The sequence below is a fragment of the Rhodoferax sp. EU05-FHT12H12 genome (assembly GCF_058791215.1).
In genome coordinates, this window is record NZ_JBYTDI010000005.1 from 72322 (window position 1) to 85734 (window position 13413).

Sequence of the window (13413 nt, forward strand, 5' to 3'; positions counted from 1 at the left end):
TCACCACTGCGGCGCCAGCGCCCCGTCCACCAGCCGGTAACCACGTGTGCCCATGGCACGCGCCTCGGTCTCGTCGTGGGTTACCAAGATGGTGGCCATCTGGAACTCGGCAATACGTTGCACAAACTCCTGGCGCAGCTGCAGGCGCAGCTCGGCGTCCAGCGCGGAGAACGGCTCGTCCAGCAGCAGCACGCGCGGCTGGGTGATCAGCGCACGCGCCAGCGCCACGCGCTGCTGCTCACCGCCTGACAGCTGCCACACCTTGGATTTGGCATAGGCCTGCAGGCCAAAGCGCTGCAGCATGGCGCATGCCTGCTCGCGTGCCGCGGCTTTGCGCTGGCCCTGCTCCACCAGGCCAAAGGCCACGTTGTCCTGCACGTTCAGGTGAGGGAACAGCGCAAAGTCCTGGAACATGAGCGCAAAGCCGCGCCGCTCGGGCGGGGTGTCGGTAATGTCCTGCCCCGCAAACAGCACGTGCCCGCTCTCGGGCGGCTCCAGCCCGGCCACGATCTTGAGCAACGTGCTTTTGCCGCTGCCCGAGGGCCCCAAAAGCGCCGCCGTCTCGCCCGGGCGCACCTGCAGTTGCAGGTCTTGCAGCAGCACGCGTGGTGCCGCACCACGCGGTGCATGGGCGGGCTGCCAGTGTTTGCAGATGGCCTGCAGCTCAAGCATGGTCGCGGTCCTCAGAGGGCTTGGTTTCAATCAGCACAAAGGCTAGCAGCGCTAGCCCCATGAGCACACAGGCCAGCACCAGCGCAGCGCTGCGGTTGGCTGCACCAGGGCGGCCCAGGTGTTGGTAGATCAGGGTGGTGAGTGTGGCCCATTCGGGGCGCGACAAAAACAGCGTCACCGCAAACTCGCCCACGGCGGTGGCCGCAGCAAACGCCATGCCGCGGCGCAGTGCGGGCGCCAGCAGCGGCAGCGTCACACGCACAAACGCACGCCATGGGCTGGCGCCCAGGCTGCGCGCGGCGTCCAGGTAGTGCTCGGGCAGGCTGTCCAGGGCAGACGCGATGGACTTGGCCACAAACGGGTAGGCCAACAAGGCATAGGCCGCCACCAGCAGGCTGAAGCTGCCGGTCCAGGCCGGGTACAGCAGCAGCAAGCCAAACGCCACCATCACTGGTGACACGATAAAGGGCAGAAACACCAGCGTCCGTAGCCACAGCACACGTCGCGCCGCCAGCGCATGCGCCAGGCCCAGCACGGTTGCCAACAGCAAGGAGAGTGCGGTGAAGCGCGCGGTGTTCCACAGCGCCGCCAAGGTGTCTTCTTCCAGCAGCACGGCCCAGGCCTCCGCTCCTGAATTGATAGCTGCTTGCGCAATAGCCATGAGCGGTAGAGCACAAATAAGCATGTAAATGGCCACCACCACCAGCACCGCAGCCCACTGCGCCACCCCCTGCGGCGGCACACGCGGTACACGGTCCGCACGGCCGGGTGTGGCCAGGTGCCGTTCGATGGCGGCATAGGCCAGCGCCACCAGTGCGGTCAGCAGCAGCATCCACACCGCCAGCACGCCGGCCTGCTGCAGTTGCAGCTCGTGCGCCACCAGGGTGTAAATCTCCACCTCGGCGGTGGCGTAGTCTTGCCCGCCCAGCACCAGCGCCAGACCAAAACCCGCAAAGCAATAGAGGAAGACCAGGCACAGCGCCGAGGCCAACCAGGGCGCAATGGCCGGCCACTCCACGCGCCAGAAGGCGCGCCAGGGCGTGGCGCCCAGCGTACGCGCCGCGGCCACGCGCGAGGCACTCACCTGCCCCAGCGCGTCCGCCCCCGCACGCACCACCACACAGAGGTTAAAAAACAGATTGCCGTAGAGCAACAACCAGGGCGTGCCCTGCAAATCCGGCCCGCCCAGGCGCTCCAGCAGGCCCTGCGGCCCCAAGAGCGCCAGCACACCCATGGCCGCCACCAGCGTGGGCACCACAAAAGGCAGCATCAGCCCACGCAGGATCAGCGTGCGGCCCGCAAACTCAAAGCGTGCCAGCACCCAGGCCATGGGCAGGCCGAGGAGGAGCGAGGCGATGCAGGTGATGGCGGCCTGCCAGAACGACCAGGCCATGCGTCCGCGCAAATACGGGTCCAGCCACGGCGCGAACAAGGCAGCAACGCCCGCATCACCACGCCCGCCTTCCACCAGCAAGCGCAGCGCAGGCGCTACCAGCACCACCAGCAAAAACACCAGTGGCAACAAGGCCAAGGCCCAGCCCGCCCGGGGCTGCGCCGGGTCGCGGTGGCGCATGGTCAGGGGCGGTGAATTACTTCAGCACCACCTTGGTCCAGCGTGCCACCCAGTCCGCGCCCTTGGCGGCAATGTCGGCATCACTGGGCGCGTGGAAGGCGGTGGGCTCCGGCGCAAACTTGAAGGCGTCCGACTTGGCCACGCCCGCTTCGGCGGGGTACATCCACATTTCGGTTTGCATGCCCTGCTGCACGGGCACAGAACGCATGAACTCGACAAATTTTTCGGCCGCGGCGCGCTCCTTGCCGCCCTTCACCAACGCCACGCCCTCCACCTGGCGGAACACGGCGCCGGGTAGGCTCAGGGATGCGGTGGGCGGCTCGGCCAGTTTGGTCTTGCTATAGAACAGCTCTGCCGCCGGGCTGGTGGCGTAGCTCACCACGATGGGGTGCTTGCCACCGTTCTGGCTGAACTCGGTGTAGTAGGCCTCGCTCCAGCCCTTGGCCACCTTCAGGCCGTTGGCGCGCAGCTTGGCCCAGAAATCAAAGGCCTTGTCTTCGCCCATGGCGCCGATGGTGGCCAAAAGAAATGCGTAACCGGGGCTGCTGGTGGCGGGGTTTTGCACCACCAGCAACTTGGCATAGGCGGGCTGGGCCAGGTCTTCCAGCGCCTTGGGCACGGCCACGCCATTCTTGGCGAACCAGGCCTTGTCGTAGTTCAGCGTCACATAGCCGTAGTCCACAGGCACCAGCGGTGCGGGCAGTTCAGCGGCGGGCTTGCGGCTGGCCGCCGCACCCGTGTAGCTGTCCAGCACGTCGGCGGCCAGGGCCTTGGGCGCCAGCGCATTGTCAATGCCGTAGACCACATCAGCAATCGGGTTGGCCTTGGTCAGGATGAGCTTGTTGAGCATCTCGCCCGCGTCACCGCCCTTGGTGATGCGCAGCTTCACGCCGTTGTCTTTTTCAAACTGCGCCAGCAGCGGCTTGGGCACGATAAAAGAGCTGTGGGTCAGCACGCGCAGATCGGCCGCGTGTGCCGCTGCCAGGCCGGCGGTCAGCAGGGCTGTGCCCAGCGTGGTCTTCAGAAACGAAAAAATCCCGTGTTGCATGGTGTGCTCGCTTTCAATGCGCCAGCCACAGGTCGCATCAAAAACCGGCACCCGCAAGACGGGACAGGCTTCTCACACTTCCTACGCTGGCATAACCCAGATCAGGTACATGGGGTATTTCTCAGTCCTGTGACGGACACCCCCGGTGGAAGTGTGGATTGTAGGGTGCAAGCGATAGACGCTGTAGGTGCCGTGAGTCTGATGGTCCGCAGCATTGCAACTTTACATAAATACAAATAATTTGCATTCGTGTTTACATAAAATGCAAATCGTCAAACGAATTTATTTACCCCCCTTATTGCTGCTTACCATGCCCCGTCCCCATCGACTCCGCCCACTTCCTCTTCTCCTGTCCGCCTTGTTCAGCACCCATAGCGCTTGGGCCCAAGATGCAGAACCCTCGCCAGTGAAATCGCTCAGCGCGGTCACGGTGCAGGCAGCGACTGCCGAAGGCTTTGCCCCAATAACAGTGGAGGCAGGCAGTTTTCGTGGCGCAGACATCATGGATGTGCCCTCCACGGTCAACGTCGTCACCCGCGAGGTGCTGGAACTCCAAGGAGCCGCCGGCCTGTACGACGCATTGCGCAACACCGCAGGCGTAACACGCCAGCAAAACGGTGGCGAAACCTGGGATCAACTGGTGGTACGCGGTATCGGCGTCGAAAACCGCAGCAACTACCGCCTCAACGGCTCCATGCCACTGCTGAACTTCGGCCAGGTCTCCATGGAAAACAAAGAGCGCGTGGAAGTACTCAAAGGCGCTTCGGCTCTGTACTACGGCTTTACATCGCCAGCGGGCGTCGTCAACCTAGTGACCAAACGCGCCAGTGTGGATCCAGTCACGTCCCTTGGCCTCGTGTTGGACCAACACGGTACCGCCCTATCGACCGTAGACATCGGCCGCCAACTCGGCGACGAGCAGCAGTTCGGCCTGCGCGTCAATGCAGCGGGTGGTGCACTGGGCTCCTACATGGACGGTGTAAGCGACGGCAAACGCAGCTTTACCTCTGCCGCACTCGACTGGCGTGTCAACAGCCGCTTGAAGCTTGGCGTGGATCTGGAAAGCGACAAGCGCAAAACAACCGAGCAAGTCGGTGTGGCACTGCGAACAGCTGTGAACGGCGTGATCCCTTTGCCCGACCCGATCGACGCAAAAAAACTGGTGGGCCCGGACATATCCACATTTGAGACCAACACCCGCAACGCGCAGGTACGGGCCGACTACTCCCTGAACGACAACTGGGCACTGACCATGGAGGCGGGGCAATCGCAAGTAACGCGCGATCGCAATTTGGCCATTTTCAGCTTCACCAACAATGCAGCCGTCGCCACCGGTGCAGGCAGTATCCGCGGCAACATCCAGACCTTGCAGGCGAAAGCAGACATGCTTCGTGCCGAGGTTTTTGGAACCTTCTCCACGCTGGGTATGCAGCACAACCTGACGCTAGGGGCCAGCCAGACCGACTACCGCCAGGACCCGATCTACCAGCAGATCTACACCATCGCCTCACAAAATCTTTACAACCCAGTACCGATCACCAGCGTGGTTTATGGTGCGATCCCCACTTCACCCACTACCGCTGCGCTGGACACGCGAGACACCGGCGTGTACGCACTCGACCAGATCCAACTCAACCAACAATGGCAATTGATGTTAGGCCTGCGCCACAGCCGCTACCAAAGCAACCAGGGCACCGCACATTACGACGACAACAAAAGCACCCCCATGGCCGCACTGGTCCACAAATTCACACCTGACCTGTCCGTTTACGCCTCGTACGCTAACGGCTTGGAGCAAGGCGACACCGCACCCACCGGCACAGCCAACGTGGGTGAACGCCTGCCCCCCGGCGTGAGCCAGCAAAAAGAGCTGGGCATGCGTTGGCGCACCACAGAGAACACATTGGTGTCGGCCGCGCTCTTCGACATCAGCCGCCCAGGCTACTACACCAATGCAAGCAACATCTACACGGCAGATGGCGAGCAGCACTACTCCGGCTTAGAGTTGGCCACACAAGGCCAACTCACCAAGCAACTGGCATGGCAGACTTCCGCCCAGTGGCTGGATGCAGAGTTCCGCAACATCAATGCCACCTACAACGGCAAAGCCCCGGAAAACACAGCAAGGCACACCGCCAGCGCTTTCTTGTCATATGACCTAGCCAGCGTACCCGGTCTGTCTGTGAACGGTGGCGCCTACTACACAGGTCCACGTCCAGTCAACGACCTGAACCAAGCCTGGCTGGACAGCGTAACCATCTACAGCATGGGCGCCCGCTATGCGACCCGCGTGGCCGGCTACAAAGCCAGCCTCCAGCTCAATATGGACAACGTAGCCGACAAGCAATACTGGGCCGCTGGCGGCACGCGCTTGGCAGCAGGTGCGCCACGTACCGCCAAACTCACACTGAAGGTAGATTTATAAAAAACTAGCCTATCGCCCATACAGAATGGACGATAGAAGCTATCTTTTATATAGCACTGGGAACGCGTATTCGCCCCTCAGGGATCACCAGCGGCGTCCCGGACACCGGGTCTTCGATGATCCGGCACGGCAAGTCAAACACCTGCTCCACCAGCGCCGCCGTGATGATCTCCTTCGGCGCGCCCTGGGCCACCAACTGGCCCTGGCGCAGCACGACCAAATGATCCGCATACCGGCAGGCGTGGTTCAGGTCGTGCAGCACGGCGACCAGGGTGCGGCCCTGGTGGCGGTTCAAGTCGCGGAAGAGTTCCAGCAGGTCGATCTGGTGCGCCAGGTCCAGGTAGGTGGTGGGCTCGTCGAGCAGCAGCAACTGCGTGTCTTGCGCCAGCACCATGGCCACCCAGACGCGCTGGCGCTGGCCGCCGGAGAGTTCGTCCACCAGCCGGTCGGCTAAGTCTTCGATAGCGGTGGCGCGCAAGGCCTGGGCGACGATGCGGTCGTCCTCGGCCGTCCAGCCGCCGAACAGGCTTTGGTGTGGATGCCGGCCGCGCGCCACCAGCTCCGCCACGCGTATGCCTTCGGGGGCGATGGCGGTTTGCGGCAGCAGACCCAAGCGGCGGGCGACTTCGCGCGTGGGGTAGCTGCCGATCAGCGCGCCGTCCAGAAAGACCTGGCCGGCTTGCGGTGTGCGTAGCCGCGCCAGGGCTTTGAGCAGGGTGGATTTGCCGCAGGCGTTCGGGCCGACGATGACGGTGAAGGCGCCGTCGGGAATCGCCACACTCAGGTGCTCGGCCACGCGGGTGTCGCCGTAGGCCAGGGTCAGGTTTTCGCCACGGAGGCGGGAGACGGTGGGTATGTACATGGGTTCAGAGGTCGTGGCTTCGCCATTCGCGGGCTAGTAAGTAAGTCAGGTACGCCCCACCCAGCGCGCTGGTGACCAGGCCTACGGGGATTTGGAAAGGCGCCAGCACCAGCCTTGCCAGCAGGTCGGCGCTAGCGCACAGCACCGCGCCCATCAGCGCGGCGGCCCACAGGCCGATGCCCGGCGCGCGGCACAGGCGACGCGCGAGTTGTGGCGCGGCCAGGGCGATGAAGCCGATAGGGCCGGCGCAGGCGATGGCCAGCGCGGTCAGGCCTACGGCCACCAGGGTCAGATAGCTGTGGCTGCGACCCACATTCAGGCCCAGGCTGGTGGCGAGTTCGTCGCCCATCTCCAGCAGGCGCAGCCGCGGGCTGAGCAGCCAGGCCAGCGGCAGCAACAGGGCGCAGCCCAGGCCCAGGCGCTGGGCCTGCAGCCAGCCGCTGCCTTGCAGGCTACCGTGCAGCCACATCTTGGCCTGCAGCGCCTGGTCCAGCTCGGCGCGGGTCAGCAGGAAGTCGTTGACCGAGGCCAGCATGGCCGCAACCGCCAGGCCGATCAGTACCAGGCGCTGCCCCTGCATGCCGCGCTGCAGGCTGAACAGATAGACCAGCGCCACCGTGGCCAGGCCGCCGACCAGCGCGCCCAGCGGCACGTTGAGTGCCTGGTCGCCGAGCCAGAGAATCATCACCAGTGCGCCGGTGGCCGAGCCTGTTGTCAGGCCGATGATGTCCGGGCTGGCCAGCGGGTTGCGCGACAGGCTTTGGAAGATGGCGCCGGCCGTGGCCAGTGCCGCGCCCGCGCCCAGGGCCACCAGGGCGCGCGGTAGGCGCAGGTCGATCAACACCATTCGGCCCATGTCCTCGCCACCGTCCCACAAGGTGGCGAAGAAGCGGCCCCAAGGGAGGTCGTAGCTGCCCAGGCGCAGGCCGAGCAGCGTCACGACCAGGCCGACGGCCAACAGCACGCCAAGTACGATGCGGGTGCGGTGGTGTGCGAGTTCGGCCCAGATGCCGCTGTTCAGATTCAGGTTCATACCGCGCTCCCGCGCCGGCTGCGCTGCACCAGGGCCAGCAGCACCGGCGCGCCTATGAAGGCGGTGACGATGCCCACCTCGATCTCGCTGGGCACCGCGATCAGCCGGCCCACGATGTCGCTGCCCAGCACCAGCACGGGGCCGGCCAGCAGACCGTAGGGCAGTATCCAGCGCCAGTGCGGCCCGACCAGCAGGCGCACCGCATGCGGAATCACCAGGCCCACAAACGCAATCGGCCCTGCGGCGGCCGTGGCCGCGCCGCACAGCAGGGCGATGGCGACGAAGCTCCAGATGCGCACGGGCTTGAGCCGCAGGCCCAGCGCCTGGCCGAACTCGTCGCCCAGGGCGATGGCGTCGAGCGCACGCGCCTGCCACAGCGCAATCGCGCAGCCCACCAGCACCAGGGGCAGCATGGGCCACAGCACGTCGGCATTGCGGCCATCGAGCGCGCCGACCACCCAGAAGCGGTAGGCGTCGAAGGTGTTGCTGTCGTACAAGGTGATGATGCCGGTGCACGAGCCCAGGCTGGCGCTGATGGCCATGCCCGCCAGCAGCAGGCGCACGCGTTGCGCACTGGGCGCGGCGCCGCTGCTAAGCACATACACGCCAACGGCGGCCAGCATCGCGCCCAGCAATGCAAAGCCCACATAGCCGATGTAGCTGCCTATGCCCAGCACCGACATGGCCAGCACCACCGCCAGCGCCGCACCGGCATTGATGCCGAGCAGGCCGGGGTCGGCCAGCGGGTTGCGCGTCAGCGCCTGCATCAGACCGCCGGCGACTCCAAGTGCTGCACCCACGGCCAGGCCGAGCGCGGTGCGCGGCATGCGCATCTGCCAGACGATGGCGGACTCGACGCTGCCGTCCGGCTGCCACATCAGCTGCCAGAGCCTGGCCAACGGAATCGGGCGCGAGCCGAATGAAATGCTCGCCAGCACAAGCCCCAACAGGGCGGCCAGCAACAGCATCAGGCCCAGGCCCCGGGCGGCGCGGCGGGCCGGGGTGGTGGAGGGAAAGACGGTCATGGATTGGGCAATGCAGTGGCTGCGGTACGCGCCAGCGTGCTCAGCACGGTGCGCGCGGCCAGCGGGCCGGCGTTCAGATAAAACGGGTCGAGCCCCACGCGCACCGCATGGCCTTGGGCTGCACCGCGCAGGCGCGGCCACAGGGGCGAGCCGGTCAGGCCGGGCAGGGACTTATCGCGCGCGGCGTAGAAGATCCAGTCGGCATCGGCCTGGTCGAGCAGCTCGCCGCTGATGTCCTGCGAATTGCCCGCGAAGCGCTGGCTGGGCGGGCGCTGCAGGCCGGCGTCTTCGGCGATGCTGCCGGCAAACGAGCGCACGCCCATGATGCGGTTGCGCACCGCATTGGCCTGCACGAAGGACACGCTGGGGGCTGCATCGGCTTGCCAATGCTGGGCGAGGGCATTGGCATCGGCGTGGTACTGCTTCAGCCAGGCGCGGGCCTGCTCGCTGCGGCCCAGGGCGTCGGCCAGCAGCAGGAAGTCGATCTTCCAGTTCACGCCGTTGCCGCGCGTGACCACGGTGGGCGCAATGCGCTGGTACAAGGCGTGCATCTGTGGCGTCAACATGGCCTTGTTGACCAGGATCAGGTCGGGGCGCAGGGCGGCCAGCACCTCCAGGTCGGGCGCGCTGCGTACGCCAAGGTCGGCGGTACGGCGCATCTCGGCCTGACGCGGAGCAAAGCCCTGGGCCAGGTAGTCGGCGTACAGGCGGCCCTGGTCGTCGCGGGTGGTGCCCACCGGCACCAAGCCCAAGGTCAACAGGCCGTCGTTCTGCCCGGTGGACAGCACCGCCACGCGCACCGGTGGCTGGGCCAACCGCGTGCTGCCCAGGTAGTGCGCCACGCTGCGCGGAAACACGCCATCGGCCGCGCTGCTGCCCAGATCAGCGGCCAGCTTACGCGGGGCGGCGTGGGCTGGGAGGAAATCGGCTTTACCGACGTTGGTGGCTTTGTCTGCGGGGAGCGCCTGGAGTGCCAGCCCGCAGAGCAACAGGCCCAAGATGCGGTGGCGTGAGAAAGCCATAGTCAAGTTTTTAAATGCAAACAGTAATAAGAATTGATTGTAATTGGGCTGCATTAACAGACTGTGTCTAAAGCATCCCCCTCCAGACAACCAAGTGAACCGTGCCATTGGCTTTTTGTAAGCTGGTGTAGAGCTTTCGTTCACAGCGCTTCCACAACCACTTGCTCTTATCCCGCGTCTCGGTGGGTCAAGCCGATACACCCATCGCTGGGCGCATTCTTGTCTCAAAACCCAATGCAACGATACGGATACAGGGGAATCAAAAGAGTCTTGAAATTTCCCAGAATGCCGCGTGAGCGAGCTCGGTGCCTACGCCCATAAAGCCGGCTTGGCCACCATCAGGTAGAACACCGCGAGCATGGCGATGAAAGCGGGATAGCCCAATGCCTCCCAGCGGCGCGCGTACTGCCAATAGAGCGCGGGCAAGGGTTCTCCGGTCTCGTGCGCCACCTTCGCCATCCGGGCCATGCGCAACTGCAAGGCGACCACGGGTGTCCAGCAGGCGCCGGTGAACAGGTAGAGCGCTACCGCTGCGATCAGCCACGGCGTAGCCCAGGGGTAACCCACCAAATAGGCCATCCACAGCCCCGTGATGGGCTGGATCACCACGGCGGGCGAAGTGAACCAGGTGTCGGCCCGCACCACCAGGCGCGACACGACAGCCTGCGCGGCCACCACGCCGCTGCGATTGGCATAGAAGAAGAAAAACGCGGTGCCAAACCCGGTACCCACCAGCACAACACTGGACAGGATGTGCACCCACTTCAGGAATACATACAGGCTCACTGCGACCTCCGCATCAATATCCACAACACCACGGCAATGGGCACGTTCTTGGTCAAGGGCCCCAGCGGATGCAACCACAGCGCAGGCTGCATGAAAGTGGCCACCACGGTCATGCCCAGCATCACCAGCAGGGTCAGGCCGTAGACACGCCGTATCGGCCACACCAGCAAGAGCAGTCCCAACACGGCATCCACGGCAGCCCCCGCCCACACCAGGAGATTGGCCAGGCGCACATCCGTCACACCGCTGGCCGCCAGCAGCATGCGGCTTTGGCCCTGCAACTCCTGCACGCTGACCACTGCGGTAGTCAACCACACAAAAATCAGGCTGTAACGCAGCCAACGCGACTCAGCGTGTCCCATGGCTCAGCCCTCTTCCACCACATCGATCACCATGCCCCACTTGGCGAACTCGGGGGTGAATTCGCGCAGCGCATGCAGGCCCACGCAGGCGCGGGCACCAGCTTGCATGGACTCCCCTGCGGCAAGCCGGCGGGCCAGCAGAATGGCGGCCATGCAAGGGATCTCGGGGCCATGGTCCCGGTCGGCGGCGATGTGCCAGGCACGCCGGACCGATACACCATCCGCGTTCACACCCGCCACGCGCACCACCATCCCCCCCAGCGCAGAGCCCAGCGGGTCAAACAGTTTGGCGCCTGCATTGAGCAACCCGGCCAACGAGGACGGATTCTTCAACAGCCCATGTTCCCGCAGCCACGCCAGAAACGCGAAGGCCCGCTGCGACAGCCCCACCTCCAGCGCGGCGCGGAACACCATGCGGTCTTGCACTCGGTAGTGCGCGGGGAACAGCTCCAGATCCGGGATGTCGCACACGGCACCCAGCCGGGGTTGCAAGCGCTGAAACGCCACGCGCTGCGGACGGCTCCAACCCATCTGCGCCTGCCACTGGCCACCGTTCCACACCTGGATGGGAGCACCACAGTAACTCAGTACCGCCGCCAACGTAGCCACTCCCCGTGGTGCGGTTTGGGCCGGGGCGATGCAGATATCGATGCTGTCGATGCGCTGCCAGCCACCGCACAGGGAATCCACCACGGCAGACGACAAGGCCGGCACCGTGCTGGCACCCGTGATCGCAACCCGATTGGCCGCGACAAACGGGGCCTGCATGGCGGAGGCAAAGTCACTCACAAAACGGCGGCCATCGGCCAGGTCGATGTAGTGCGCACCGGCCTCTGCACACGCCCGGGCCACCGCATAGTCTTGGCCTTGAAACGGGCCTGCGGCGTGGATCAGCAGCTCCACCTGGTGCTTGCGCAAGGTCTGCGAGAAATTTGGACTCTGGCAATCCACCACCGCAGCGCTGGCACCCGTGCCATGGGCTTGGTCGAGTTCGGCAGCCAGCGCAGACGCCCGACCGGCATCACGCCCGGCCACCAGCAAGGCCACCGAACGGTCAGCCGCCAGCGCGCGGCAAATGCGTGCACCAAAATTTCCATACCCACCCAACACCATCACTCTCATGCAGGCATTCCCATAAATCCCAAATCCACAGGATAGTCGGCCCGCCCGGCGGCGGCGCCAAACTGCCGCAGGTTCGGCAAGATGCCGTTCAGCTCCAGAGGCCCCACACCAAACCAGCGCGCCAGCGTGGCGGCGTACTGGTCCACCGAGGTGCTGGGCAGCAGGCGCCCCTGGCCGACGTGCCACTGGTCTTGTGGTGCGCCGGTGTTGCCCACGCTGACGGGCGGCGGTGCGCCATAGAAGGCGCGGCCTTTGACGGCGCCGCCCACCACCAGATGGTGGCCACCCCAGCCGTGGTCGGAACCGTCGCCATTGGAGGTGAGCGTGCGGCCGAAGTCGGAGGCCGTAAACGCTGTCACGTTCTGCGCCACACCCAGCTCCACGGTGGCGCGGTAAAACGCCGCCATGGCCTCGCTCACGCGCCCCATCAGCACGGGCTGCTGTGCAATCAGGTTGTCGTGCAGGTCAAAGCCACCCAGTGACACCATGAACACCTGGCGCTTGGCGCCCAACACATCGCGGCCCTGGATCAGGCGCGCCACCATCTTCAACTGGTCGGCCAGCGGGTTGTTGGTGGGGAACTCGGTCGTCAGCGGCGTAGCGCCCCCACTCTGGCTGCCGGCCAGCGCGGCGGCCACATGCACCTCGGCCTCACGCGAGCGTTGCATGACACGTACGTATTCGTTTTCCAGTGGATGGGCGCTGGGCTCGGAGATCATTTCGGAGAGCAGGTTCTTCACGGCTCTGGAGCCGTAGACCGCGTTGTCGGTGGCCGCGCGTACACGCACCGCACCACCGGTGCTGACCTGGTACTGCAACGCCGAGTCACCCGACAGGAACACGGCATTGCCAGTGACCGACATGCAGGTAAACAAGGACTTGGCATTGCTGCGCAGCGCCAGATCCCCCAGATGCCCACCCCAACCCACGGTGGAGCCCTCGGGCGATGACGACTGCCAGACGGACTGCTGGTCGTTGTGCGAAAACAGCTTGGGGGGCAGCGGGTAGGTCTTGCGGTCCGCGCTGTTGAATTGCGCACGTGTGAGCGGCACCACCAGCGGCCCGACATTGAGCTGCACCGCGGCCTGGCCCGCGTTGAACAGATCGGCCAATCCCGTCATGGCGGGGTGCAGCGCGTACTGCCGTCCTTCTGCCAGCGGCGTACCGGGCTGCAGCAGCGTGCGTTGCAGGTCAGCACGCGCCAGCGCAATGCCGCCACCGGCCTCGCCCACTCCGCCACGCACGGTGGCGTACTGGGCGTAGCTGGCGGGGTCGAAGGTGACCACGGTGTTGGCGTAATCGTTACCACCGTAGAGGAAAACACAGACCAGGGCTTTGTAGTCGGTGGCCGTGGCAGCTGCCGCATCGCCCAGAGCAGCGAGGTTGAGCGCCGTGGGCAAGGCGGTGCCTGCCAAAGTGAGCTGGCCTGCACGTTGCAGGAAAGCACGTCGGGTGTGGAGGTGCGGTTGGAGCAAGTGCATGG

Annotated in this window: 12 protein-coding genes and 1 riboswitch; of the genes, 1 reads left to right on the forward strand and 11 read right to left on the reverse strand. The window is 65.2% G+C overall.

Features of this window, described 5'->3' with window-relative positions:
* Genes AC3WS7_RS14845 through AC3WS7_RS14855 form a run of 3 tightly spaced genes read right to left on the reverse strand, consistent with a single transcriptional unit; the run spans position 1 to position 3293 of the window.
* Positions 1-672, reverse strand: a complete 672-nt coding sequence (locus tag AC3WS7_RS14845; RefSeq protein WP_296471758.1) for an ABC transporter ATP-binding protein — start codon at positions 670-672, stop codon at positions 1-3.
* On the reverse strand, positions 665-2245 hold the full coding sequence (locus AC3WS7_RS14850) for an ABC transporter permease (protein WP_492656900.1): 1581 nt from the start codon (positions 2243-2245) through the stop codon (positions 665-667). Before AC3WS7_RS14850 ends, AC3WS7_RS14845 begins: the two co-directional genes overlap by 8 nt.
* Before the next feature lie 16 nt (positions 2246-2261).
* Positions 2262-3293, reverse strand: a complete 1032-nt coding sequence (locus AC3WS7_RS14855; RefSeq protein ID WP_492656901.1) for a thiamine ABC transporter substrate-binding protein — start codon at positions 3291-3293, stop codon at positions 2262-2264.
* A gap of 60 nt (positions 3294-3353) precedes the next feature.
* Positions 3354-3447: riboswitch (TPP riboswitch) on the reverse strand.
* Positions 3448-3603: 156 nt separating this feature from the next.
* Here AC3WS7_RS14855 and AC3WS7_RS14860 point away from each other — a divergent pair.
* Positions 3604-5718 carry a TonB-dependent siderophore receptor gene (locus tag AC3WS7_RS14860; RefSeq protein WP_492656902.1) on the forward strand — a complete coding sequence of 705 codons (2115 nt, stop codon included), beginning with the start codon at positions 3604-3606 and terminating at the stop codon, positions 5716-5718.
* Between the two features lie 46 nt (positions 5719-5764).
* Here AC3WS7_RS14860 and AC3WS7_RS14865 read toward each other — a convergent pair whose 3' ends face one another.
* The 8 genes from AC3WS7_RS14865 to AC3WS7_RS14900 form a co-directional block, all read right to left on the reverse strand.
* Positions 5765-6580 carry an ABC transporter ATP-binding protein gene (locus AC3WS7_RS14865; RefSeq protein ID WP_296471766.1) on the reverse strand — a complete coding sequence of 272 codons (816 nt, stop codon included), beginning with the start codon at positions 6578-6580 and terminating at the stop codon, positions 5765-5767.
* A gap of 4 nt (positions 6581-6584) precedes the next feature.
* On the reverse strand, positions 6585-7613 hold the full coding sequence (locus AC3WS7_RS14870; RefSeq protein WP_492656903.1) for a FecCD family ABC transporter permease: 1029 nt from the start codon (positions 7611-7613) through the stop codon (positions 6585-6587).
* Positions 7610-8638: a FecCD family ABC transporter permease gene (locus AC3WS7_RS14875; protein WP_492656904.1), complete on the reverse strand. Its 1029-nt coding sequence runs from the start codon at positions 8636-8638 to the stop codon at positions 7610-7612. The genes AC3WS7_RS14870 and AC3WS7_RS14875 overlap by 4 nt, the downstream gene beginning before the upstream one ends.
* Positions 8635-9660: an iron-siderophore ABC transporter substrate-binding protein gene (locus AC3WS7_RS14880; RefSeq protein ID WP_492656905.1), complete on the reverse strand. Its 1026-nt coding sequence runs from the start codon at positions 9658-9660 to the stop codon at positions 8635-8637. Before AC3WS7_RS14880 ends, AC3WS7_RS14875 begins: the two co-directional genes overlap by 4 nt.
* A gap of 309 nt (positions 9661-9969) precedes the next feature.
* The gene (locus AC3WS7_RS14885) at positions 9970-10446 is read right to left on the reverse strand and encodes a DUF2269 family protein (protein ID WP_492656906.1); all 477 of its coding nucleotides are present in this window, start codon (positions 10444-10446) and stop codon (positions 9970-9972) included.
* On the reverse strand, positions 10443-10808 hold the full coding sequence (locus AC3WS7_RS14890; protein ID WP_492656907.1) for a DoxX-like family protein: 366 nt from the start codon (positions 10806-10808) through the stop codon (positions 10443-10445). Before AC3WS7_RS14890 ends, AC3WS7_RS14885 begins: the two co-directional genes overlap by 4 nt.
* A 3-nt stretch (positions 10809-10811) precedes the next feature.
* Positions 10812-11930, reverse strand: a complete 1119-nt coding sequence (locus tag AC3WS7_RS14895; RefSeq protein WP_492656908.1) for a saccharopine dehydrogenase family protein — start codon at positions 11928-11930, stop codon at positions 10812-10814.
* On the reverse strand, positions 11927-13411 hold the full coding sequence (locus tag AC3WS7_RS14900) for a DUF1501 domain-containing protein (RefSeq protein WP_492656909.1): 1485 nt from the start codon (positions 13409-13411) through the stop codon (positions 11927-11929). Before AC3WS7_RS14900 ends, AC3WS7_RS14895 begins: the two co-directional genes overlap by 4 nt.
* Between the last annotated feature and the right edge of the window lie 2 nt (positions 13412-13413).

Coding starts and splice junctions, on each gene's coding strand:
- AC3WS7_RS14875 (WP_492656904.1), bottom strand. CDS start 8,638: ATGACCGTCTTTCCCTCCACCACCCCGGCCCGCCGCGCCGCCCGGGGC.
- AC3WS7_RS14890 (WP_492656907.1), bottom strand. CDS start 10,808: ATGGGACACGCTGAGTCGCGTTGGCTGCGTTACAGCCTGATTTTTGTG.
- AC3WS7_RS14880 (WP_492656905.1), bottom strand. CDS start 9,660: ATGGCTTTCTCACGCCACCGCATCTTGGGCCTGTTGCTCTGCGGGCTG.
- AC3WS7_RS14870 (WP_492656903.1), bottom strand. CDS start 7,613: ATGAACCTGAATCTGAACAGCGGCATCTGGGCCGAACTCGCACACCAC.
- AC3WS7_RS14860 (WP_492656902.1), top strand. CDS start 3,604: ATGCCCCGTCCCCATCGACTCCGCCCACTTCCTCTTCTCCTGTCCGCC.
- AC3WS7_RS14865 (WP_296471766.1), bottom strand. CDS start 6,580: ATGTACATACCCACCGTCTCCCGCCTCCGTGGCGAAAACCTGACCCTG.
- AC3WS7_RS14895 (WP_492656908.1), bottom strand. CDS start 11,930: ATGAGAGTGATGGTGTTGGGTGGGTATGGAAATTTTGGTGCACGCATT.
- AC3WS7_RS14855 (WP_492656901.1), bottom strand. CDS start 3,293: ATGCAACACGGGATTTTTTCGTTTCTGAAGACCACGCTGGGCACAGCC.
- AC3WS7_RS14850 (WP_492656900.1), bottom strand. CDS start 2,245: ATGCGCCACCGCGACCCGGCGCAGCCCCGGGCGGGCTGGGCCTTGGCC.
- AC3WS7_RS14900 (WP_492656909.1), bottom strand. CDS start 13,411: ATGCACTTGCTCCAACCGCACCTCCACACCCGACGTGCTTTCCTGCAA.
- AC3WS7_RS14845 (WP_296471758.1), bottom strand. CDS start 672: ATGCTTGAGCTGCAGGCCATCTGCAAACACTGGCAGCCCGCCCATGCA.